At 40.8% G+C, this 22603-nt stretch carries 23 protein-coding genes; 6 read left to right on the top strand and 17 right to left on the bottom strand.

Features of this window, described 5'->3' with window-relative positions; genetic code table 11:
- Window positions 1–16 precede the first annotated feature (16 nt).
- On the bottom strand, window positions 17–1072 hold the full coding sequence (locus NSQ54_04755; protein ID WYP27421.1) for an endo-1,4-beta-xylanase: 1056 nt from the start codon (window positions 1070–1072) through the stop codon (window positions 17–19).
- Between the two features lie 191 nt (window positions 1073–1263).
- Between NSQ54_04755 and NSQ54_04750 the strand changes: the two genes are divergently transcribed.
- The 5 genes from NSQ54_04750 to NSQ54_04730 all read left to right on the top strand — a co-directional run bounded on the left by NSQ54_04750 (window position 1264) and on the right by NSQ54_04730 (window position 6259).
- Window positions 1264–2220, top strand: a complete 957-nt coding sequence (locus NSQ54_04750) for a glycosyltransferase family 2 protein (protein ID WYP27420.1) — start codon at window positions 1264–1266, stop codon at window positions 2218–2220.
- Window positions 2204–2599, top strand: a complete 396-nt coding sequence (locus NSQ54_04745) for a GtrA family protein (GenBank protein ID WYP27419.1) — start codon at window positions 2204–2206, stop codon at window positions 2597–2599. Before NSQ54_04750 ends, NSQ54_04745 begins: the two co-directional genes overlap by 17 nt.
- Window positions 2589–5198, top strand: coding sequence for a YfhO family protein (locus NSQ54_04740; protein WYP27418.1), 2610 nt, complete (start codon window positions 2589–2591; stop codon window positions 5196–5198). Before NSQ54_04745 ends, NSQ54_04740 begins: the two co-directional genes overlap by 11 nt.
- Before the next feature lie 128 nt (window positions 5199–5326).
- Window positions 5327–5515: a hypothetical protein gene (locus NSQ54_04735; GenBank protein ID WYP27417.1), complete on the top strand. Its 189-nt coding sequence runs from the start codon at window positions 5327–5329 to the stop codon at window positions 5513–5515.
- Window positions 5516–5680: 165 nt separating this feature from the next.
- On the top strand, window positions 5681–6259 hold the full coding sequence (locus NSQ54_04730) for a biotin transporter BioY (protein WYP27416.1): 579 nt from the start codon (window positions 5681–5683) through the stop codon (window positions 6257–6259).
- A gap of 277 nt (window positions 6260–6536) precedes the next feature.
- On the opposite strand, the gene NSQ54_04725 is transcribed toward NSQ54_04730, so the two are convergent.
- From NSQ54_04725 to surE, 10 genes are all read right to left on the bottom strand, one after another.
- Complete coding sequence (locus tag NSQ54_04725) at window positions 6537–7382, bottom strand: GNAT family N-acetyltransferase (protein ID WYP27415.1); 846 nt, start codon at window positions 7380–7382, stop codon at window positions 6537–6539.
- 11 nt (window positions 7383–7393) lie between these two features.
- On the bottom strand, window positions 7394–8269 hold the full coding sequence (locus NSQ54_04720; GenBank protein ID WYP27414.1) for a metal-dependent hydrolase: 876 nt from the start codon (window positions 8267–8269) through the stop codon (window positions 7394–7396).
- 1 nt (window position 8270) lies between these two features.
- Window positions 8271–9536: a M20/M25/M40 family metallo-hydrolase gene (locus NSQ54_04715; GenBank protein WYP27413.1), complete on the bottom strand. Its 1266-nt coding sequence runs from the start codon at window positions 9534–9536 to the stop codon at window positions 8271–8273.
- 151 nt (window positions 9537–9687) lie between these two features.
- Entirely contained in the window at window positions 9688–10521 is an 834-nt protein-coding gene (locus NSQ54_04710; GenBank protein ID WYP27412.1) for a carbonic anhydrase family protein, read from the bottom strand.
- A 500-nt stretch (window positions 10522–11021) separates the two neighbouring features.
- Window positions 11022–11246: a DUF896 domain-containing protein gene (locus NSQ54_04705; protein ID WYP27411.1), complete on the bottom strand. Its 225-nt coding sequence runs from the start codon at window positions 11244–11246 to the stop codon at window positions 11022–11024.
- Window positions 11243–12193 (bottom strand): LLM class oxidoreductase, encoded by a 951-nt coding sequence (locus NSQ54_04700; GenBank protein ID WYP27410.1) that lies wholly within the window; start codon window positions 12191–12193, stop codon window positions 11243–11245. The genes NSQ54_04705 and NSQ54_04700 overlap by 4 nt, the downstream gene beginning before the upstream one ends.
- A gap of 22 nt (window positions 12194–12215) precedes the next feature.
- Entirely contained in the window at window positions 12216–12698 is a 483-nt protein-coding gene (locus NSQ54_04695) for an Rrf2 family transcriptional regulator (GenBank protein WYP27409.1), read from the bottom strand.
- 14 nt (window positions 12699–12712) lie between these two features.
- Entirely contained in the window at window positions 12713–13090 is a 378-nt protein-coding gene (locus NSQ54_04690) for a nuclear transport factor 2 family protein (GenBank protein ID WYP27408.1), read from the bottom strand.
- A gap of 158 nt (window positions 13091–13248) precedes the next feature.
- Complete coding sequence (locus NSQ54_04685; protein WYP27407.1) at window positions 13249–15966, bottom strand: DUF2252 family protein; 2718 nt, start codon at window positions 15964–15966, stop codon at window positions 13249–13251.
- A gap of 157 nt (window positions 15967–16123) precedes the next feature.
- Window positions 16124–16906 carry a 5'/3'-nucleotidase SurE gene (surE, locus tag NSQ54_04680; GenBank protein ID WYP27406.1) on the bottom strand — a complete coding sequence of 261 codons (783 nt, stop codon included), beginning with the start codon at window positions 16904–16906 and terminating at the stop codon, window positions 16124–16126.
- 482 nt (window positions 16907–17388) lie between these two features.
- Here surE and NSQ54_04675 point away from each other — a divergent pair, with 482 nt between their 5' ends.
- A complete protein-coding gene (locus tag NSQ54_04675; protein ID WYP27405.1) occupies window positions 17389–17820 on the top strand; it encodes a VOC family protein in 432 nt (143 codons plus the stop codon).
- 46 nt (window positions 17821–17866) lie between these two features.
- Here the strand turns inward: NSQ54_04675 and NSQ54_04670 are convergent, their stop codons facing one another.
- The 6 genes from NSQ54_04670 to NSQ54_04645 all read right to left on the bottom strand — a co-directional run bounded on the left by NSQ54_04670 (window position 17867) and on the right by NSQ54_04645 (window position 22596).
- Entirely contained in the window at window positions 17867–18511 is a 645-nt protein-coding gene (locus NSQ54_04670; GenBank protein WYP27404.1) for an SDR family oxidoreductase, read from the bottom strand.
- Window positions 18512–18587: 76 nt separating this feature from the next.
- The gene (locus NSQ54_04665) at window positions 18588–19838 is read right to left on the bottom strand and encodes a Glu/Leu/Phe/Val dehydrogenase (protein ID WYP27403.1); all 1251 of its coding nucleotides are present in this window, start codon (window positions 19836–19838) and stop codon (window positions 18588–18590) included.
- Window positions 19839–20145: 307 nt separating this feature from the next.
- Window positions 20146–20529: a VOC family protein gene (locus NSQ54_04660; GenBank protein ID WYP27402.1), complete on the bottom strand. Its 384-nt coding sequence runs from the start codon at window positions 20527–20529 to the stop codon at window positions 20146–20148.
- Window positions 20530–20531: 2 nt separating this feature from the next.
- The gene (locus tag NSQ54_04655) at window positions 20532–20735 is read right to left on the bottom strand and encodes a hypothetical protein (GenBank protein ID WYP27401.1); all 204 of its coding nucleotides are present in this window, start codon (window positions 20733–20735) and stop codon (window positions 20532–20534) included.
- Window positions 20736–21081: 346 nt separating this feature from the next.
- The gene (yidA, locus tag NSQ54_04650) at window positions 21082–21888 is read right to left on the bottom strand and encodes a sugar-phosphatase (protein ID WYP27400.1); all 807 of its coding nucleotides are present in this window, start codon (window positions 21886–21888) and stop codon (window positions 21082–21084) included.
- 81 nt (window positions 21889–21969) lie between these two features.
- The gene (locus NSQ54_04645) at window positions 21970–22596 is read right to left on the bottom strand and encodes an SIMPL domain-containing protein (protein ID WYP27399.1); all 627 of its coding nucleotides are present in this window, start codon (window positions 22594–22596) and stop codon (window positions 21970–21972) included.
- Between the last annotated feature and the right edge of the window lie 7 nt (window positions 22597–22603).

Below are 22603 nucleotides of genomic sequence, written 5' to 3'. Positions count from 1 at the left end.
AATGGCTCCTTTTAAACTATTTTTCTGATTTCATAACCTTTTTGATTGCTTCATATGCTGGCTTTCGTTTCAATTCGTGGTCAAAAAGTAGAGGATAGGCCAGATCAGCTGATGCTTCATCTGTAGAACTGATCCAACTGTAAGGGTCTGCCGCACCCCAGACAATATATGTATCGCACGCATGATTTGCTAGACATACGCTCATAATGTCTGCATATCGTTCAGCTTGCTTTTGCCTTTTGGTTTCAAGATCCTCACCACTATGTTGAAGCTTAATGTCTAATTCTGTAATGTGCACAAGAAATCCTGCCTGCCCCATCACATTCATTACATCTTCAAGTTGCTCCGGCTCAAAATCATTGGCAAGATCCAGGTGCATTTGTAGCCCAATCCCGTCAATTGGCACACCACTTCCCCGAAGCGATGTGAGATACGTAAGAGCTGCTTCCGTTTTAGGAGACCATACGTCGTTTTCGTAATCATTATAAAAAAGCAATACATCAGGATCCGCCTCCTTCGCCCACTGAAAGGCAAGCGCAATGTAGTCGGGTCCTATGTGCCGTAACCAAAAATTATCCTTTAGGCTTCCGTCTGACTCAAATGCCTCGTTCACCACATCCCAGGCGTACAGTTTTCCTTTGTATCGCTCAACTGTCGTTTGGACATACTGTTTTAATAAGCTGGTGATTTCTGCATCTGTATAATTACCATGCTCAAGCCACCAGGGGACTCGTTCCCAGACAAGAGTGTGGCCTCGAACGCTTATTTGATTCTCTTCTGCAAAGTGAATCATCTCATCTGCCTGTTCAAAATCATAGACTCCTTCTTCAGGCATCATGAGTTCCATCTTTAACTCATTCTCTATTGTAACAGCATTATATTCGTTTTTGATCAAATGTAGATAGTCAGGGTCTTCAGAAAAAGGCAGATATCGTATAGCCGTTCCAAACAAAAGTGAGTCGTCTTCAGCTAAGGAACGAATGGTCTCCTTCTCTTGATGTATCATCCACCACACTCCTCCTGCGACAAGAAGTCCAAGTACTGAACATATTATTAAACGTTTTTGTTTCATACAGTAAGAGCCTCCCTTGGGCTTTATTGAAACATTCTCCATATTCTCTCTTGTTTACACCACAATTTTTGTTTTTTTAACAAGGGGCAATGTAGGTTTCTTTTTGTGAAAAAGGGTATTATGTTATTGCTTACCACTACTTTTCTATGGCCACAAATTTGAACTAAACATAACATGTAGGAGGCCTTTATATGGACAAACCATTATTATCAGTTATCGTTCCCTCATATAACGAAGAAGAAAATGTCGATGCTTTTTATCGGGCAATGAGAGATGAAGTGGCATCCACTCACTATCGCCTTGAAGTCATCTTTGTTGATGATGGAAGCTCTGACCGTACACTCACAGAACTACAACGTCTTTCTAAGTGGCATTCAAATGTTAAATATGTATCGTTCACCCGGAATTTCGGTAAAGAGTCAGCCATTCTAGCTGGTTTTCAACATGCAAAAGGTGATTGTCTCATTGTGATTGATGCCGACCTTCAACACCCTGTAGAACTTGTGCATGAGCTTTTGCTTGGTTTTGAAGAAGGATACGATCAAGTCATTGCCCAGCGCGACCGAAAAGGTGAAAGCTTTGTTCGTAGTACATTGTCTACATTGTACTATAAATTAATGAACAAAGTGGTTGATGTAAAGCTAGAAAATGGAGTAGGTGACTTCCGTCTTTTAAGTCGTCGCGCGGTTGATGCTCTGCTTGTTTTAAGTGAAGGAAACCGTTTCTCAAAAGGCTTGTTCTCTTGGATTGGTTTTGACCAGAAAGTGGTTCATTACGAGAATGTTGTGCGGAAGAATGGTCAATCAAAATGGTCGATGCAAAAGCTCATTAATTACGGAATTGATGGCATCGTATCCTTTAACATGAAACCATTGCGTCTGTGCTTATATGCAGGCTCTGGCATTCTTTTATTTTCACTCGCTTATATTGTTTTTACTTTTTTCCAGATTATGCGAACAGGCGTTGAGGTACCGGGCTACTTCACGTTAATTTCCGCTATTCTTGCCTTAGGCGGCATTCAGCTTGTAAGCTTAGGAATCATCGGAGAATACATTGGACGTATCTATAATGAGACCAAAAGGCGTCCACACTACTTAGTGAAAGAAACAAATCTGGATCGAGGCATCAGGTATGAAAAAGCTAAATAATGAATTTTTTCGGTTTGTCATTGTAGGGGGAGTAAACACGTTGAATTACTACCTCATCTTCTTACTCTTCAACAATGTGTTTAATGTTTATTATATGATTGCGCACGTCACTGGTATTTTAATTAGCATGGTTATTTCCTATTTTCTTAATTGTTATTTTACCTACGGGGTTAAACCAACCTGGCGCAAATTCTTTCAGTTTCCTCTGACACAGCTAGTGAATATAACCGTTTCATCCAGTTTAGTGTTTGTCTTTGTTGAGCTTTTCTCGCTCTCTAGTAATATTGCTCCTATTGCTGCGATGTTTATCACGGTCCCTGTCACGTTTCTTGTCACCGGAAAAATCCTAAAACAAAATGGAGCTCAACATGAAACGTAAAAGTACAGTTTGGTTACTGATCATTGGAAGTCTCGCTTTTGCCATTCTTGCACATTTTTTCTTCTTAAAAGAACTTTCACATGGTCGGTTTATGGTGGGGCCCAATGATGGGCTCTCACAAATGGTTCCGTTTAAGCATTTTCTTTATCAACATTATACAAATGGAGAGTGGTTCTACTCCCATGACTTTGGACTTGGTAGTGGCACGTTCGGTCAGCTAGCTTATTACTTTTCCACAAACATGGTGTTTCTCGCAACCGTGTTTTTTGTTTGGTTGATGGAAACATTCTCATTTATAAGTAGTCCTGATCTCCTTTTCTGGGCGCAATCAAGCGTAATTGTGAGTGTGTTCAGAATGATGATCATCATTCTTTTAACAACAGCTGCCTTCAGAACATTTAAGCTTGGATACCTTCCTACGTTTACAGGAGCATTGCTTTACGCTAGTAGTGTTATGTATTATCGACACGCAGCTTTTTGGGAATTTTTCGCAGATGCTTATCTTTGGATCCCCTTGCTTGTCTTAGGGATCGAAAAAATCATCCGGGAAAAACAACCATTCTGGTTTATTCTCGGATTAAGTCTCGCCTTATTTAATAACTTTTATTTTGCTTATATGAGCTGCCTGTTTGTGGCAATCTATGTTTTGTTGCGTTGGTTCATTCGCTTCAAGGATGACCGTGCATCCATCCTTGAACAAGTGAAATACTACATACCTTCAATTCTACTCAGCTTTGCCATCGGAGCGATATCGTTTGTTCCTGCGGTATACGGGTTCTTAAATAACTATCGTCCTCCCTTTGAAGATCCAATTGATTGGGTTTCATTACATGATAATATCTTCTTTACAAGCCGGACATTGATCTTACCCGCACTCTTTCTTTTATTCGTGTTTATCAAATCACTGTACAAGGATAAAATGTTTCGGTTCTTTGCCGTACTATCTTTGCTTTTTATAATCATGCACTACATTCCGATTATAGCCAGTGTCTTTAATGGCTTCTCCGCTCCTCAGAATCGGTTTGAATACATGGGCTCATTTGCCATAGGTGGTGCAGTGTCGGTTGCATTATCAAAGGTCGCTCACATGCCGCGAAAACAAATGATCTTTTCTACGGTTAGTACATTCTTATTGTTCATCATAGTGTTTGTGACAGACCGAACCCTTCAACTAAGTCGTGTCGGGATAAAAGAATTCTTCCTCCTTGTTCCGATCATGCTTTTGGCTTTTGTATGGGTCATTTGGAAGCGACCAGCGTATGCAATTGGATTACTTGCGACCTCTGTCATTGCGACCCAGCTTTTACTTGCTTACCACTATCAAGATAAGCAGCTATCACAGGCTGGAAACTTAACCAATGCAAATGTTGCCTTTATCACAGAAGAGTATCAACCAAGTGAGCAGGTTGATCTGATTCATTCCGTGCTGGATCAGGATGACGATCCACTAGCACGACTTGAATGGGTTGTTGGCGGCCGAAGCGGGCGGAATAATACAGGGATGGTACAGGGGTTCCCTAGCATTAGTAGCTATTCAAGTGTATTAAATCAGCACATGCTCTTTTTCTACTATAATGATCTTCAAATTGATATGAAACGAGAAAGCGTCAGTCGCTATTCTGGTTTTGGAGATCGAGCAAATTTATATAGCCTACTTGGTGGGAAATATATTCTTTTCCCTAAGGAGCAAGAGATTCATGCACCTTATGGATTTGAACCCTTTGAAGAAAATGAATCGTATGTAGTCTATCAAAATCAGAACATGCTTCCATTTGCTCGTGTAACATCAACGATTTATAGTGAGGAGCAAATGCAGGATCAACCTATGTTAACAAGAGAACATGCTATGCTGGACGGTGTAATTTTGGAGAATCCGTCAGATAACACGTTAAGCGAGCCAAGCAATAACGAAAACTTTATTCAAGATGTTGAATTTGAGGCGGTTGGTGGATCATATGAGGATGGAATCCTGACGATCACAGAGGATCGTGGCGGTCTTGATTTACAGATTCCTACGTCCATTTCAGATGACGAAGATAGTGATCTTTATGTATCCTTCCACCTTTTAAATCAATCAGAGACAGCCAAGCTCTTTAAGCTTGAGGTGAATGACTACGTGACCGATCGCAAATCACGAGAGTCTATTTACAAAACAGGCGTGAATGATTTAACAATACGTGTGCCAATGGATAAGACCGTCTCTTTCCGGATGCGTAAAGGAAGCTACCAACTCGATCAGTTCTCCATCTACCAAGAAAACTACGAGAAGCTAGATGAAGCGGTTGAGCGTGCAGATGAATCTGATCTCTCTGTTTCCATTGACGGACGCAAGATGTCATTTACCGTTGAAAATGCCAACTCAAACGAATACCTTACCATTCCAGTGCCTTTTGAAAAAGGATGGACAGCAAACGTAAACGGTGAGAAAGTACCTGTCGAAAAGGCTAACTTTGCCTTTATGGCGGTTGCACTTCAAGATGGAGAAAACGAAATAACCTTTTCGTATTACCCTCCTTACTTTATCGAGTCAAGTGCAATTACAATAGCTGGCTTATTGCTAACAGGTGGCTGGTATGTGGACCGGAGACGTAAACGATGATGTAAGATGTAAACAGCCTGATGCATGTGCACAGGCTGTTTTTTGTCACAATCAGGTTAGGGTGGCTCTTTATCCTCCCTTTTCAACGTGTTACGCTTTTTATAGAACAAAAAAGGGGAGGTTTTCCAATGGCCAATCCATTTCATTTCTCAAAAAAAGTTGGGTACGTGTATATTGTTGTTTCCATCGCAGCATTTCTTCTATTCCATTTTTACATTGGTGCCAACATGTTAACGACACTTCTTTTAACGGTACCATGCGGAGTAATTGGAATTATCACGCTCGCTAACCCTACGGATCACAGTGAACAGACATAACATATACGTATTAAGGGTAGTTCATCACTTGATGATTCTGCCCTTTTTGTACGAAAAAGGATAAAATGTTTTGAAACGTGTAAAAAAAGCTAACACCTCTCTTCACTTTTATGTTAACCTTCAATAAAATAAGGTTAACAATAAAGAGAAGTGGAGTGACTAGACGTGAATGAACAATCAAACAAGCTAAGAGATTTGATCCATTGTGGAATTTTCGCAGCCATTACAGCCGTACTTGCTCAACTCGAGATCCCTCTTCCACTTGTGCCTATTAGTGGACAAACCCTTGCTGTAGGACTTGCAGCAACAATCCTTGGCAGCCGTAAAGGCGCACTAGCGATGCTCTGCTACGTCTTACTTGGTACTGTTGGCTTACCAGTATTTGCTGGAGCAACAGGTGGCGTACATATTTTATTTGGACCAACAGGTGGCTACATTTTCGCTTTTATTATTACTGCATTTATTACAGGCTATTATTTAGAAAAAACGTCCTTCACTCTCGTTCACGCCATGATTGCCAACACTTTAGCAGCCACACTTGCATTAACTCTCGGTACGATCTGGTTAAAATATGCAGCCTCCCTACCATGGGCTGGAGCGATCGCAGCAGGTGTGACTCCATTCATCATCCCTGGGATAATCAAAGCCTTTCTAGCTAGCTGGATCGGTATTACCGTTCGCAAGCGACTTATCTCAGCGAACATCATGCAAGACCATGTGACAAAAGAAAAGGTTCCGGCCTAATAGTAAAAGGAGCGTGGGACATAACATAAAATCAATTAGAAAATGGCGAATGATTCTACGTGAATCATTCGCCATTCGTATCTTTAACAAAAATGAGCGGAAGGAGAACCCGAGACTCCTGCGGTTAAATACGTGGTGAAGACATTGTAGCGGTGCCACCCGCAAAAGGGGCTGAGGCCGTATCCGCGGAAAGCGAGAGATTCTCCTGTAGCGGATATTGTGCTATGTTCATATTTTCATAAGTGATTTACTGTTATGCCTTACTCATTTTTTTCCATTACGATTGAAAATAATACAGCTTTGAGTTTACGACCATTTCATACCCGATCTCTTGATAAATATGATTGGAAGTCGGATTAGCGAGATCTGTATAAAGTGAAACGGTCTCATACCCGGCTTCTAGCATTTTTTCACTAAGTGAAGCTACACATGCTGAAGCGTATCCCTTCTTCCGTTCACTTGCCGGTGTAAATACAAAGGAAATATTAATATTTGTTTGAGTTGGTCTAGATGTTGCAGCCATTGATACAGGTCTCCCTTCAAACTCCCAAACATACATCGATTGTTGTCCTAAAAAACGTTCCACTCGCCCACGTGCTTCGTCTTCCGTTAGTGGAACATTTGCATCCTCACCAAACTGTATTGCCCAATTTATTAGAAGTTCCGTTTCATCTTTTGTAGCTAATCTCAACTCTCCAGGGATCCCTTTCGGAGGCTTCACATGTCGCAGTTGATAAATTCGTTGAGCGGTATGGAGCATTCGTGCTGTTTTAGTTTGCTCGCTATAATGAAGCGAGAATGCATCAGCATAAGGAATTTCACCCATTACCCCAGGGAGACTGTATTTGTGTTTAGCTAAGATCTCCGCACAATCTTTTAGCTCTTCTTCAGCTACTTGACCCAAAACGGCAAGAATAGCCTGCTCCTCAATACTTTGTAGGATAAGCAAGACTGGCTCTTCTTTTTCATAGAAGACGGCAGAAAAATAAAGTGGATCCTGCTCATGGCTTTTTTGATTTTTCTTAATTAAGCCAATCGCCAAATTGTGAGCCACCTCTTTTGTTTGCAGTAAGCCAATGAATGGTTCAAGTTGGTTCCATTGTGTTAAGATTTCTACCCTCATTGAACACCCTCCTAGTTTGTCAGATCAATTGACTCAAAGATCATTGGGCCGTCTCCCCGATAAAAACGTGGGTCATATACGCCCAGTTTGCCATCATCTGTTGTGATAACAACAAAAGGAGACCAGGTCATTAAGACTTCAGCTCGTGGATTCTCCTCAAACAAAGGTGTTAAATCTTCTTCTTCATTTGATTCAATAACAATGGGCTCTTCCTGCTTTGACCATAACGTTTGATCATAAATGAGAATGCGATTGTCCTCTTTGGCAAGGACAGTGAAGTGTGCTGGCAAAAAGCTTGCCGTCAACGTTGTTTCTTCATATGTGCTACGCGCGTCCTGGTGAATCCATAATCCTTGCGCTGTTTGAATGCTAATGTGAGCCAATACAATAATCCATGCCACACGCCAGACCTTATATGTTGATTGATTGCTTCTCATTTTCTTATATATGTATGCACCAAGAAATATACCCCAAATGACAAAATCGAGTATCGGTAGTACCCCAATGCTCACTCTCATATTTGAGAAAGGTTCAAAGAAACCAGTTCCCCATGCATTAAGAGAGTCGGTTCCAATATGAATCATGACATTTACAAATGCTAAATAAAAAATCATTTTATCTTTCTTTCGCCAAATGGCCCAAACTAGTGCATAGATCAAAAGGGCCCAGATCGGGGCAACGAAAACGGAGTGAGTCAGTCCTCGGTGCCACATCTGGTCCATAATCCGACCGGTTTCAGTTACTCTAGCAACCACATCTAGATCCGGAGCCTGACTTGATAACAAAGCAGTAAAAAGCAATGCTCGTTTAGTCTGCTTATCTACTTTTGATTTATCTAAAGCTCCGTAAGTGGTCAAACCAAAAAGCGTATGCGTAACGGAATCCATCTTATTTCTCCGGTAATAATGGTAATGTTGTTTTAGCGATACCACTTAAGCCAAGAATCGTCAGGAACACTCTTTGTGGTCCTAAATGAGCGTTTGTCGGGTCAAACCATTCATCCAACGAATGATATCCACCGCCATTACCACCTGCGCCAAGTGTTAATGCCGGCACACCGATGCTAATAGGAAGATTCGCATCTGTACTAACTGCATCCTCCAATGTCGGAACAAGCCCTAACTGCTCCGTAGAAGCCCATGCAGTCTGGACAATTCTCGCTTGATCATCTTGCACACCAACCGGACGTTCACCTACTTTGTTAATATCTATGCGAATGCCTGCGTCACCATATTGACCTGTTTTGCGGTTTTCCATTTCAGCTGCTTCTTGTAGGATCACGTGAATGCGACTGTCGAGTTCATCTAATTCTTTTTTTCCATTTGAACGGATATCTAGATACAGCTTCGCTTCCTCTGCAATTGCGGTAGGGATCGTTCCCCCTTGTACAACACCTACGTTAAATGTCGTTTTAGGATATTTCGCAGGTGTTAAGTCAGCAATAGCTGAGATGGCTCTCCCTGCTGCGTGAACAGCGCTTGGTGTACCAAATGCACCAAAGCTATGTCCCCCTGGACCTGTATACGTAATCTCATAACGATAGCTTCCCGTCCCCTTATACACAATTTCAGTTGGAGACACTGAATCAATAGAAATAAAGCCTTCTACTTCCGGGTGCTCATTAAAAAATGCCTTTACTCCACGTAAGTCTCCTGGTCCTTCCTCTCCTACTGTCCCACCAAAGATGATATCCGCTTCCGGTTTGATACCGGTTTGCCTGAATGCGCGGACAATCGATAACAAGGCAGCAAGGCCCCTTGCATCGTCTGTAATTCCAGGACCGTAGTAAATGCCATCCTTTTCTGTAACTGTCACGTCTGTTTCGATAGAAAAGACGCTATCGATGTGGGCACTAACAAATAAAGCAGGGCTTCGCCTTTCCCCTTTTAACCGTCCAAACACATTCCCTTCCTGATCTTGCTGAACTTCCTCAAGTCCTAGCTCCTCTAACTTGTTCATCAATGCGCGTGCTCGGTTTTCCTCTTGAAAAGGAGGAGCACTGATTTGGGCTAATTCAATTTGTTCTTGTAGTGTCTTTGCCTGATCAGCCTCTAAAAAGGCTAGTCCTTTCTTTACATCTGGATGAGCTGACAAATGAGAATAGACCGTCTCAATTTCTTTATCAATCTGATACGCTTTTTTTACTTTTGACACACGTAACGCCTCCCTACATTGTAAAAACATTCTGATCTTTTCTATTAAAGTATAGCGTACTACGAGTCTATGAGACAAAGGAAGTCCATTACAAGAATCATACGAACCAAAAAAGCCCCAAAGAAAAACATTCTTTGGTGGCTCCTATTTGTTATGGCTGTACTTTTAAGATATCACGTTTGTTTAGGTCTTGAACCGGACGATTATTTTCAGATGACACCTTTTGCACGGCCTCAATCTGCTCTCCAGATAAGCTAATTGGCTCATCTGACACAAACCACTTCACATTTTCTGTACAAGGTGGTGTTGTTAATGATCCCTCATACGTGTAGAGGCTTTCTAATTCCGGAATAAGCTCAGATGCATCGAAGTCAACAGCTCGGTTAGCCACGCCATCCGCTTTAGGTAACGCCATCCAAACCTTCTTAAGCACCTTATCTTCTTTACCTTCCTCAGCCATTACACTAATGATTAATTGCTCTTCATCCTCGTTCTCATGAACCAACTGAATCTCAAGTGGGTATTCTTCTCCGTCAATGGTGTGCTCACTAGGAGTATGTAAGGCAATTTGTTTTAATCTATAATCTTCATCATCAAGAGTAAGTGTATTATTATTTAAATCAAATGAATTAGCCTGGAAGATCTCATCATGATCTTCAACAGAGTAGATCGTTTCATTGTAATCAAACGATAGCTCAAGATCTGACACATCTAATTTAGAAGCCGGTTCTGTCTCAATATCAATTGGAGACTGAGCTTCCCCTTTTCCACATGCTTCATATTCATTACTTAACGTTTCCCAATATTCAGGACCATTCTTTCCCTCATAAGACCATTCTGCTTCGATCGGCGTTAATAATGTTTGTTCCTTATAGAAAAAAGTCTGCCCCTCTGATCCTTCAGCAAGTGCGAATTGACTAAAACCAAGACTTGCAATCAGAAACGTTGCCATCGTTAAAAGACACGCTCGCTTTATCTCTTTCAAATCATTCATCCTTTCTCTTTTGCAGAAAGTACCCATTTGTTCTTTTGACATCATACATGAAATTACACAAGTTGAAAAGCCATGAAGGAGATTCGTAATGAAACTGAAACGTTTGTAGGGGAATAGAGGAAATTAATGTAGAAAATAGTAGGTGAACTCGAGATTAAAATATAGCTTTCATTTATTAGGATAGATAAAATAATGTTAAATGGCTAACAAGAGGTAGATGAAAATAGCGAATGAATCTACGATTGAATCATTCGCTATTTGTATTTTCAAAACGAGCGTAAGGAGAACCCGACACTCCTATGGATAAGTTCACGGTGAAGACTCTGTAGCAATGGGGTTCCGCGTAAGAAGCTGAGGTCGTACCCCGCGGGTGGGAGGGATTCTCCTGCATCAGATAGATTGCTATGTTCGTGTTTCCAGAGTGATTTTCTGTTCTGACTCAGTTTTTTTGTAAAAGAGCTAATTATAATCCAAACTATTTCTTAAAATCCTCATTTTTCATTGTCTGAACTTAGTTTCTTAACCTTCTCTGGAGTTACATCATTACCAAGTGGATCTACAATGGTTAAACCAGTGAGTGTACTTAAGACTTGTCCTCTAAAATTTTTAATATATTCTTTCCGCAATTGTTGCTGCTCTTCTTTTTCAAGAGAACTTAGTCCAACCTCACGTTCTTTTTTGGCCAATGCGTTAATTTTGTTTAATAGTTCTTTCATTTGAATACTCCTTTCGTTTTGTTAAAGAGTGGTACAACGTACTCTCCAATTTCTTGAATCACTTCTTCAGCTGGTCGATTTCCAGGCATCAAGTACAACATCGTGTGGTTAATTCCCATATCCTGCAATGCATAAAGATAGTCTATTAAGAAGTTTCTTCCGGTTTTTAGACTAGCTTTAATAGGTATTGGAAATGGCGGTTTCTTTGGATCTTCTGTTAAATCCAAAATAATTGGTTGGATAAATGGTTTAAACGTACCCGTGTGTTCTCTCCACGTCTTAATTAGTTCCTTCTGTCTAAACCCTTCCTGCATATAGAACATAAAACCATCCATATGCTCAGCTAACCATTCCATCGACTGGTTTGCATAGCCCGTCCCAAGGAGAGGGATGTGAGATTGACTTGGTTTTGGTAATACATCCCCTACAGTAAGGTTCACTTTTTCCGTTTCAATAGTCGGAAAGTCTTCGCTCCAAACCTTCTTCATCACTTCGATTGATTCTCTAAATAATCGTCCCTTATCATCTGATTCTACCTTAAAGGCCGGATATTCAATGGGGCGGTCCCCAGTTGCCACTCCAAATAGAAATCTATTACTTGAAAGAATGTCTAAGGAAGCAGCTAATTTCGCTAAGTGTAAGGGATTCCTTAAAGGAGTCACAACACTAGCAGTACCAAGTGCAATTTTTTTCGTATGTGCAGCTAGATAGGACAGAAAGACAAAAGGATCAAAGAGATTACCAGAATCCCCGAACTTTGGATCGTGTAAAGGTGAATCTCTTACGAAAAGAGCAGAGAAACCAAGATCTTCTGCTTTTTGAGCAAGTCTAACTTGTTCACCTATATCCATACTCGTTCGTGCTTCTAACGGAAAAGCTAAGCCTAGCGTTAATTTATTCTCAATAAATGTTTGTTTATATCCTTTATGGTTAATGATCGAGTTCATTTTCTTCTCCTGTGATCTTAAGCTACAAGACCATTTTTTCTTGTATCCATTTTTCGATCGGCTTCACTTTAGAATCAAACGGACCACTCTGTAAGTCCTTTGCCAAAGTAGAAATGGTCTTTTGTTTTAACGTTTTAATCCAGTTTGATTCAGCTTCTAGCATGATGTTTTCTAATAAGCATTCACAGTCATCTTTATCGATACGTAATAAACTGCTTAGCACACCATTCGATGAGTACATAGATTGATTCCCCTCAATCGCTACGTACACATCGTATATTTGAATGTCCTCCGGATTTTTGCTTAATTTAAAGCCACCTTTTACTCCAGTGACTGACGTAACAATACCAGCATGGACCAGCTTACGAATTAATTTTTGCAAGTAGGAAGGCGAATTACTTAAGTGTTCGCTAATCGCTTCTCCAGGTAAAACAGCTTTTTCAGGAAGCATATCAAGTAATAATAGGGCGTAAACAGCCTGTTCAAAACCAGATTTAATGTGCAAACATCCTCACTCCTTTAGTATCCCTTAAACAAATCTGTGTTATCTGGCATATTTTCTAAGTAACAAATTTCACCTTGTTCATTTAGTTTTGCAATATCTTTACCTGTTTGGGTATACACTTTTCCCGATTTATGTTTTCCACAAATAGCCCAATTTGTTTGATAGGTTTCTGTTCCTTCAACCGGTAACCAACCTTCAAACATATGTTTCAAATCTACGTTTTCTTCGTAGATTTTTGTTACAAATGCTCTCCAATTATGGATGCCCTCTTTTTTATGACCATTTAAAACAAACGTAATATCTTCAGAGAAAAGACTGACTAATTCTTCGAAAGCCTGCTCACTCGCGCGCGACTGGTCAAATAGGTCAAAATACTTGTTTAAATTATTCATAGAAACTCCCCCTAGAAAATCTATTAATAACGACTAACCCGGATAACAATTGTCCGTGTTTATGTCTGCATTATGTTCCTATTTGTTTCATTTGTCAAGCAGCTATCTTTTTGAGAAAAAAAGCCCGCCGTTATCCACGGCAGGCCTTCGTAAACCTCTTACTTCACATTCGCTTTCTTTCTACGTTGAGTGATGTACAATCCTACTCCAATGACCACTAGAGTTAATCCAGATGCAAGATACAAAATCGTTTCTGTAGCTGTTTTTGGAAGGAGTCCTCCTAAAGCAGATGGTTTTGGCTGCTCCGTTTTGCTAGGAGTCTTCGTGCTATCGTTTGATTGATTCGATCCCTTCTGACCAGGCGTAACCGTTGAATTCCCACCATTAGACTTTGGTGGGTCCTCACCTTTTGGAGCCTCCACTATTGGTGGCGTAGTTGGATTCTTTCCTGGTGGCTCCTCTCCCGCTGGTGGCGGTGTCGGCTCTTCTACAGGTGGTTCTTCTCCTGCTGGTGGCGGTGTTGGTTCTCCTCCGGGTGGCTCCTCTCCCGCTGGTGGCGGTGTTGGTTCTTCAATTGGCTCAAATGCTTCATCACTTAAAGCCCCTGCATTATAAAGGGTGCGATAGTTTTGGTGGTCCTTTAATGTTTGTCCGTAGTACTGGAAGGACAAGTCAGCAAATTCCTGTTGGAACGTGTCTTGATTCATAAGTGTATGCGCCGTTTGAGCAAACTGAGTGTTACCAATTTTGTTCGCTGCTCTCGTATGCGCATAGGCAGACGCTTTCGCACTATAGAACAGGTATGAATCAAAGTCATCAGCATTTCTAAACGAAGATTGGTCAAATTCATCCTTAAATGCCGAACGTTCCTTTACAAGATAGGAATGCTTGTCTGTTGTTAAGCTACCCCAATGAATGTCTGGATTGTTATGGAGTGCTGACATTCCATCAATCGTACGATCAGCATGGTTTGGATACGATGATGTCTTGCCTACACCTGCTCGATCCACTGCGGAAGGAAGCTGTGACTTCACATCTAAAATAACATCATCCTGTTGACCAGCTGTTGCTCCTTCAATCAATACATAATATCTTTCTGTGCCAAGGCTGCCTAATCCAGCATCTGTTCTTCTCGCAATATCTTTAATCGCAAAGTAATCCTCTCCGACTTCATCCAGAATCGCAGCATCAATACCTTCTACATAAGCGCTCCAATCATTCTCAAGCTCCGCGCGTTCCTCATCAGTCACCTCTGCCAAACGAGCATTGGAAGGATCTAATGTTCTTGTTCCATCAACGATTTGTGTCCAGCGTCCAAGCTCTGAAAACGGATCAAGTGAGGCTAGGTCTGCTGCATGATTTCCAACAAATCCTGAAAGCTGATCTGCTGTAAATTGAAACGATTGAACATCTACTTGTTGATTTATGATGTCTTCTAATGCATCTTGATAGTACGTTGTAAATATATGAAGGGTATCATTCATTGTTTCTTTATCAAGTTGAAGAGCAGGAGCTACATCATTTAACAAATAGAGGCTTGTCCCAAACCGTAATAGATCGTAGTAATACGGCGCAACCGCTACTTCATCAAAGTCATTAAAATCAAAGATCGCCTGACGATCACCATTTCCATAGAATCCGATGTTCTCGACGTGAAAATCTCCAGTGATCCACGTGTCCACTGGTGCACTCGCCCATGAACTCGGTACAATCAATCCATCCTCTGCTGCATCCTCAAAGAAAAGATGTGCTGAACCACGATAGAATGAAAAAGGACTGCTTTCAATTAAACTGAACTTTTGGTTACGAACCGTAGGATCTTGGATATAGCGGTTGTTTTCAATAAAACGTTTGGTAAGGATGGCTATTCTCTCCTCACCGTCTTTAAGGTCTAGATCTTCAAAGTCCTTCCCGCTATCAGCCGGAATAACGAAGTCTACATCTTCAATTTGATCATAGTACGAAGCAACCGGTGAAAAGTCTGTTAGCCCTGGGTTATCTCGTAGATTTAAGCGAACTGTTAAAAACTGATGATTACGTAACGCTTCAATAGAGGTAATCTGATTATCACGTAGGTTTAGATCTTTTAGTAACGGTAAATTAGCTAGAATTGAGATATCTGAAATCTGATTTCGTCTCATCGTAATGACTTCGAGCTTTACTAGCTCACGTAAAGGATCAAGATCTTGGACGTGATTTGTATGAAGATTCAACTCAACAAGCTCAGTTAAACCTCTGATCGGTTCAAGATCCGTTACGGCATTCTCCCTAAGGTTTAGCTCCTTTAGTTTTGGAAAATAAGCAACTACATCAATTGAGGATAAACCATTTTCACGTACATCTAACTTCTCTAGTTGTTCAAGGGGCTGCAATGGATTTAAATCCTTTACACTATTCGTACGTAGGTTTAATTTCTTTAAAGACGTTAAGCCTGAAAGCGGACTGGCATCTCTCACCTGATTTGATTCTAGCTTCAGATCTTCAAGCTTTGTTAAGTCTTGTAGTGGTGATAAATCAGAGATATGATTCTCCGAGAGGTTTAACGTGATAAGATTTGTTGCATGCTCGAGTCCAGTTAACTTAGAGATACCAATACCTGTTGCTTTCAGTTCAGTGATACTCTCCATGGCTTCTGTTGTTAACTCTTCGAACCCATTCGCTTCGACTTGCTCAAGAAGTATTTCCGCTAATCGTTCATCTTCTATTGTAACGACTTCTGTTTCTACAACTTCTTCTGCTTCTTCTACTTCCGTTGATTCAACCGTTTCTTCCGTCTGAACTGCTTCACTTTCTTGTTCAGCGAATGCTGTAGGCATGAAGGCAACTGAAGTAAAAACCGTGCAGGCTATTAATAGCTTTAGCTGTGCTTTTTTCATCTGCTACTTATCCTCCTTTTATGTACTCACTATTCAATAGTTTAGTAGATCCTTATGTCTGATTGTGTCGATTTACACATTCATTACAAACCTTTTACAAAGCCACATCACAAAAAAGCGAATGTCCTTTAAAGGATCATTCGCTCGTTCCCTGTTTTTATTGAGATTCATTTAAGGGCGGAAACCATTTCTCTAATCGCTTTAACTGCTTCCTCTGTGTGACCATGCCTTCAATTGGGCAAATAGTGATGTAGCCTTCTTTTAATTTTGAAAAATCCAATCCATCTTGATACATGACTGGCTGATTTAGGCGATCTTTTACCCAATAGTAGACAAATCCATCTGGATCGTTAAGCTCCACATAATTATAACGACTTACACTACTATCGGCCGCGACAGGATAGACTCCCTTGCAATCCTTTTTTTCTAAATAAGGGACGTTGATATTATAAAAGACATTCCGAGGAAGACGTTCAGCAAACATCGTTTCAAGTAATCCATAAAGTAAATTCTTTGGTTTGTGAAACTTGATTTCTGAATCATTTAAATGGTCGATTGAGATTGCCATACCAGGGACTTGGTAGAGAGACGCCTCTGATGCTGCCGCCATGGTACCCGAATAATAGATATCTCGTCCGATTGTTGCGCCAATATTCATACCTGAAATAACAATTTCAGGTTTTTCATCCATAAGCACGTCCAGTGCAAGTCTAATACAATCTGCAGGCGTTCCTTTCACCGCCCAAGAATTCACACTGTCTCCAAACGCCTTCACTGCCGTTGCTTTAAGGGGCTGTCGTAATGTAACAGAGTGACTAATGCCACTACGCTTTTGATCAGGACACACGACAAAAATCTCTCCAAAATGCTGCAGTACTTCTACTAAGGCTGCTACTCCTGGACTGAAGATCCCATCATCATTCGTCACAAGAATCTTCACAGTCAGTCACCTCCGAATAGCCTCATATATTCAGCTTTTATATATATGCTACCTTGTAATGTTTGATAAAATGTGAATCTTAGATCTTATTTTTATGAATTCTTTGTAAACGCAACCAAAACAAAAACGGCCTTCTTAGTAGAAGCCGTGTCCGTTATCGCCAAGATTATTCTATTCAATTCTTCGTTTGGAGGACGGTATACAGTAACTCAATTTCGTCTTTCGTTAAACGCCTGTCAAGCTTCTCTTCGAAATCTCGAATGACTTGAAGAAATAACTCTTGATCAATGAGCACCAAACATCTCTCCTCTGCTACGATCATTTTTATTCTATTTAATACCACAATTCTCACAAAATTAATCTAAAATCCGTAATCTTTTATAAATATTTTATATTTTTCATTCTTCATACGCATAAAATGACTCTTTTTTCTATTTTATTCCTTAAACGTTTATGCTAGCCTAAAATAAAGGAGTGATATCATGATTCAAGGACTTGGCCATATTACTTTTTCTGTTTCAAACATGGAACGGTCTGTACCATTTTATTCATCTCTTTTAGGTGTTTCACCCGTTGTGTTAGGAGAGAAAACCGCGTATTTTGAAGCGGGTGGTATCTGGATTGCATTGAATCTTCAAACTGATATTAGGCGAGATGACATCTACGACTCGTATTCACATGTTGCCTTTTCTATGAAGCCAGAGGACATGGATCAGATGCATGATACACTCAACTCGCTTCAGGCGAATGTCGTTCCAGGGAGAAGCCGTGATCCATCTAGTGAGGGGGAATCCATATATGTGCGTGATCCTGATGGACACCTTATTGAATTTCATACAGGATCGCTTACACAGCGGTTGGAGCACCTTAAGAAAACCAATTCATCTCTACTTGTTAAGGATCCGACCACATAAAAAAACAGGTAAACAGCACCGCTGTTTACCTGTTTTCAGATACAACTTATACTTCTTTTAGTGCTTCTTCAACGGATAATTCACCCGACACCAAGTCAAAGCCTTTATTGATAACAGACTCTTCGTCAAGTGCTGCAACAAGTGTGTTCGCTACGTCTTCGCGTGGAATATACCCACGATCGAGATCCTTCGCTGCAACAACCTTGCCTGTGCCCTCGTCGTTTGTCAGTCCTCCTGGACGCACAATTGTGTAGTCAAGACCACTTGACTCAAGCCATACATCTGCATAGTGCTTCGCCGCGCTATAGTGCTGGATTTCACTACTCCAATTCTCACGTCTGTGAACCCCAATCGCACTGACCATTAAGAAACGCTTCACACCTGCTTGTTTAGCTGCTTCCACTGTTTTTATCGCGCCATCTAAGTCAATTAAAATGGTTTTGTCTGCACCAGTATGTCCACCTGATCCAGCAGCAAAAATGACAGCATCTGTTCCTTTTGCAGCTTCTGCGATATCATCAATACTACCTTCTAGATCAATTAGGGCTGTTTCAGCTCCTAGATCTTGAAATTGAGATAATTGCTCTTCTTTACGAACGGCTGCTTTAGCTGTGTGCTTACCTTCCTTTTGAATCTTTTCTACTACTTGCTTCCCAATTTGTCCATTTGCTCCTACTACTAAAACCTTCATTTTATTTAGTCATTCCTTTCAGTTATAAAAAGTAAGTACTCTTATCAAAATACCCCGTCTATCGTAAAGACAAACATCATAGCCAGCCCCTTGCAATCATCGCTTCCTGCAAACGCTCAATTGCTGTAATCATAGCTGCTGTGCGATAGCTTGTCTCATATGTTTCAGCGCGTTGCACTACTTTTTCATAGCTAGTAATCACACGATCTTTTAATTGCTTGAGGATCTCCTCTTCCTCCCAATAATAATTCATTTGGTTTTGAACCGTTTCTAAATAAGAAACAATGACACCTCCACTATTTGCTAAAATATCAGGTATGATACGCACACCTTGTTCTACCAGTGCTTTTTCTGCAGCAGGAGTCGTAGGACCGTTTGCAAGTTCAACAATTAACTGAGATTTTATTTGTTTCACATTGTTTTCGTGGATCACGCCATCAAGAGCTGCTGGCACTAAAATATCCGTTTCCACGTAAAGTAATTCGTCTGGTGAGCTCATACAATCATCCTCACCATAAGAAGAGAGATCTCCGTTTTCCTTCGCTTCTTGTGCCTTCGGAATATCTAACCCATTTTGATTGTATAAGGCGGTTTTGGAATCACTCACTGCAATGACCTTACATCCTAGATCGTACAGAAGTCTGGCCGCAATCTGGCCACCATTGCCAAACCCTTGAATGGCAACCGTGGTTGAACCAGCCTTCATATCTAAGTCCTGTAACATTCGTTCAATCAGATAAACGGCCCCTTGTGCAGTAGCCTGATTTCTGCCTTCAGATCCACCGAGAATTAATGGCTTTCCTGTAATAATGCCAGGAATAAAACCGGACTGACGCTTAGAATATGTATCCATCATGTAACCCATGATTGTTGGATTCGTATTGACGTCAGGAGCCATAACATCCTGAGTTGGACCGACAAGATCGCCCATTGCTTCCATGAATGCCCGGCTGACTCTGCGAATTTCGCGATCACTTAATTCACTTGGATCGCAAACCACTCCACCTTTTCCTCCCCCTTGTGGGATCTCTACTAATGCACATTTAAAGCTCATCCACATTGATAAAGCTTTTGTTTCCTCAAGATCGACATCAGGATGAAACCGCAACCCTCCTTTATACGGACCTAGTGCATCAGAATGTTGAGAACGGTAGGCTTGAAATAAAGTCGTTGAACCGTCGTCACGTTCAACTGGAAATGCAACGTGTACCACCCGTTTTGGGGTCTTAAGAAAGTCCTCAATGATTGGATCGATTTTCATTCGCTTTGTAGCTTCTTCTATTTGCTCAATCACATGATCATATGCTGTTGCATTCTTCTCACTCACTCGATTGGCCCCCTTTATCGTTACAGATCTTTTCCCGAAACTATTTTTTACAAACAAAAAAACCTTAGCTTTTTGGGCCAAGGTCATCATGCAAAATCATTTCATGTTGCTCAATCTCTTTTTCGAATAGCTTCACAAACAGAGGATGAAAGACATGCACAAATAATGATCTCACATTACTCACTCCTTTTTATTCTTCAACACTATAGTTTATGCAGTGTTTTACTAGATTATGACTAGTAATACGCGGGAAACGTTCATTTAATAGATAAAAATTAAGTACCCGCTTAGAAGAAATTAAAACCTGTCAAGGAGCGACAACTTCAACCTTTATTCGATCTGGATCCTCAAAATAAACAGCGTAGTGCTTGTCTCCTCCAGCATAGGGGTGAGTATTTTGATATAAGAGACGCGTGCCTCGTTCTTGTAATGAGTTGGTTAATTCATCAATATGTACACGGGAGCGACCGAAAAATGCAAGATGATTTAACCCAATTCGTTTACGATGGTATCCTTCTTCTATAAAACGTGGCTCTACTTGAACAAAGACAATATAGCTGTGATCTTGCTTAAAACTAAAGCCCTCGTCCCATTCCTGGTATAACGTATAACCTAAATCTTCTAAAAGCCAACCCCAAAATGCTTTTGATTCTTCTACGTTTGATACGTACAGTTCAATATGATGAATCATTGTTATCCACCCCTGCTTTGGTTTCGAATGTTTCTAGTAATCTTAGATAAAAAGTAAATAGTAAAACAGATCACAATAAGCAAAAACCACATGCCCGTTACACCACGAGTAGGATCTTCTAGTGAAAAGAGAAGATACCCTAACACAAAGATCGCTAATAGTTTAAGTGTGGTTTGAATGGCTCGGATGACTTCTACCCCTTTCACAGAATCTCTCCTTTTACTTCATAGTAAGGATGCGGTTTGGCTACTTAAAGTCGTTCGAAGTAGATATTTCCGCTAGTTTTATGAAAATAAGTTAGAGGCCGGGACAAAACATCAGTTCACCTACGAGAACTTAAACATAGCAATGCATCCGCTACTGGAGAATCCCTTTCGCGGAAAGACGCTGCTGCAGTGTCTTCACCGCGTACTTTTCCACAGGAGTCTCGGGTTCTCCTTCCGCTCGTTTTGTAAAAAATACAAACGGCGAATGATTTGATTGTTAAATCATTCGCCATTTTCATATTAGTTTTGTGTTATGTCCCAGCTTCATCTATGTTTCATTTAGTTACTAAAGCACAAATTCGTTAATGGCCTTGGCTACACCGTTTTCGTTGTTTGTCGCTGTGACATGGTTAGCTACTTCCTTTAATTCAGGAATCGCATTACCCATGGCAACTCCACACCCAGCGAATTGGACCATCGTTACATCATTTCCATTGTCGCCAATGGCCATCACTTCTTCTTGTTTAATTCCTAATGTTTCAGCAAGCAGCTTCACAGCATTTCCTTTGCTTACATTTGGATTTAAGATTTCTAAGAAGAACGGTGAGCTTTTCACAAGCATGTAGTTATCTTTCATCTCTGCCGGGATACGGGCAATGGTTTGATCTAATACTTCCGGCTTATCAATGAACATCATTTTAGGAATAATGATGTCCTCTGGCGCCTCTTCAACAGGCATGTAGCTTAGTGGAACGGTTGTGAGGTAAGATTCCAGTACTGTATATTCACTAATTTGGCGATTAGGTGAATACAGGTTCGCCGAATCGAAGTAATGCATTGGTGAATTTAGCTCTTTACTAATGTTGTAAATCATTTGTAAGTCTTTATATTCAAGCGTAAGCTCAGACACGACTTCGTTTGTATGTGCATTTTGAACCAATGCCCCATTATAAGCAATAACAAAGTCTCCGTCTTCCGTTAAGTTTAGTGCATCTAGGTATTGCTTCACACCACCAATGGGTCTTCCGGTACATAATACGACCTTGACTCCTTTTTGTTTCGCTGCGTGCAAGGCCTGCTGCACTTCGTCTGTTACCTCGTGCTTATCATTCAGTAGCGTACCATCAATATCAATGGCAATTAATTTAATCATGTAGTCTCTCCATCCTATCTGTCTATAATGTATCCATTGTTAGTATAGCACGCCTGCTCTTTTTATTCGTATCGGATCAACTTAACCATATTTAAACAGCACTTCAACGACTGCCTTGATATCAACTAACCCAGGTTGGATGGAGGTAGACGAGGCTGCATCAAACATTGCAAACGGACGAACGACACCAGGTTCATGAACCGGAATCTCCCGCACCCACACCGGCATAGGATCAAGCGGTACGGAAAGAGTACGACTGATAGCTTGTGCCTTTTGATACGCATCATTCATCGCTTGATCCAATGCTTGACGTGTTGCTTGAGCGGTGTTTCCAAGTGTAAATTGAGTGCCAGAAACACTATTTGCCCCATTTGTTACAGCTTGATCAATGATGGTTCCAGCTAAGGTAAGGTCGGTAACGGTGATTTCCAAAAGATGCGTCACAAGATAGCCTCGAAACACTTGTGTTCCATCAACGTAGTCATATTGAGGGTCGACCTGATAAACCACCGTTTGAATTTGATCTCCGTGTATCCCTAAAGACATAAGTGACTGGATAATCGCTTGAATCGCATCTGCATTTTCTGTTTGAGCTTGCTGAACGGATTGGTTCTCCGTCTTTACTCCGAGTGTGATAGAAAGCTGATCCGGCCGAATGGATAGAACTGATTCTCCTTGAACTTGAATGGTGCGCTCAGTCTGAGTCATCTCATCC

It is taken from the genome of Alkalihalobacillus sp. FSL W8-0930 (genome assembly GCA_037965595.1).
Classification (GTDB): domain Bacteria; phylum Bacillota; class Bacilli; order Bacillales; family Bacillaceae_D; genus Alkalicoccobacillus.
The sequence above is the reverse complement of the archived record's forward strand: the minus strand, read 5'-3'. Positions and strand labels throughout refer to the sequence as shown.

Coding starts and splice junctions, on each gene's coding strand:
- NSQ54_04645 (WYP27399.1), bottom strand. CDS start 22,596: ATGACTCAGACTGAGCGCACCATTCAAGTTCAAGGAGAATCAGTTCTA.
- NSQ54_04675 (WYP27405.1), top strand. CDS start 17,389: ATGATTCAAGGACTTGGCCATATTACTTTTTCTGTTTCAAACATGGAA.
- yidA (WYP27400.1), bottom strand. CDS start 21,888: ATGATTAAATTAATTGCCATTGATATTGATGGTACGCTACTGAATGAT.
- NSQ54_04705 (WYP27411.1), bottom strand. CDS start 11,246: ATGAAAGAACTATTAAACAAAATTAACGCATTGGCCAAAAAAGAACGT.
- NSQ54_04725 (WYP27415.1), bottom strand. CDS start 7,382: ATGAGGGTAGAAATCTTAACACAATGGAACCAACTTGAACCATTCATT.
- NSQ54_04740 (WYP27418.1), top strand. CDS start 2,589: ATGAAACGTAAAAGTACAGTTTGGTTACTGATCATTGGAAGTCTCGCT.
- NSQ54_04720 (WYP27414.1), bottom strand. CDS start 8,269: ATGGATTCCGTTACGCATACGCTTTTTGGTTTGACCACTTACGGAGCT.
- NSQ54_04670 (WYP27404.1), bottom strand. CDS start 18,511: ATGAAGGTTTTAGTAGTAGGAGCAAATGGACAAATTGGGAAGCAAGTA.
- NSQ54_04660 (WYP27402.1), bottom strand. CDS start 20,529: ATGATTCATCATATTGAACTGTACGTATCAAACGTAGAAGAATCAAAA.
- NSQ54_04690 (WYP27408.1), bottom strand. CDS start 13,090: ATGAATAATTTAAACAAGTATTTTGACCTATTTGACCAGTCGCGCGCG.
- NSQ54_04685 (WYP27407.1), bottom strand. CDS start 15,966: ATGAAAAAAGCACAGCTAAAGCTATTAATAGCCTGCACGGTTTTTACT.
- NSQ54_04745 (WYP27419.1), top strand. CDS start 2,204: ATGAAAAAGCTAAATAATGAATTTTTTCGGTTTGTCATTGTAGGGGGA.
- NSQ54_04750 (WYP27420.1), top strand. CDS start 1,264: ATGGACAAACCATTATTATCAGTTATCGTTCCCTCATATAACGAAGAA.
- NSQ54_04735 (WYP27417.1), top strand. CDS start 5,327: ATGGCCAATCCATTTCATTTCTCAAAAAAAGTTGGGTACGTGTATATT.
- NSQ54_04755 (WYP27421.1), bottom strand. CDS start 1,072: ATGAAACAAAAACGTTTAATAATATGTTCAGTACTTGGACTTCTTGTC.
- NSQ54_04700 (WYP27410.1), bottom strand. CDS start 12,193: ATGAACTCGATCATTAACCATAAAGGATATAAACAAACATTTATTGAG.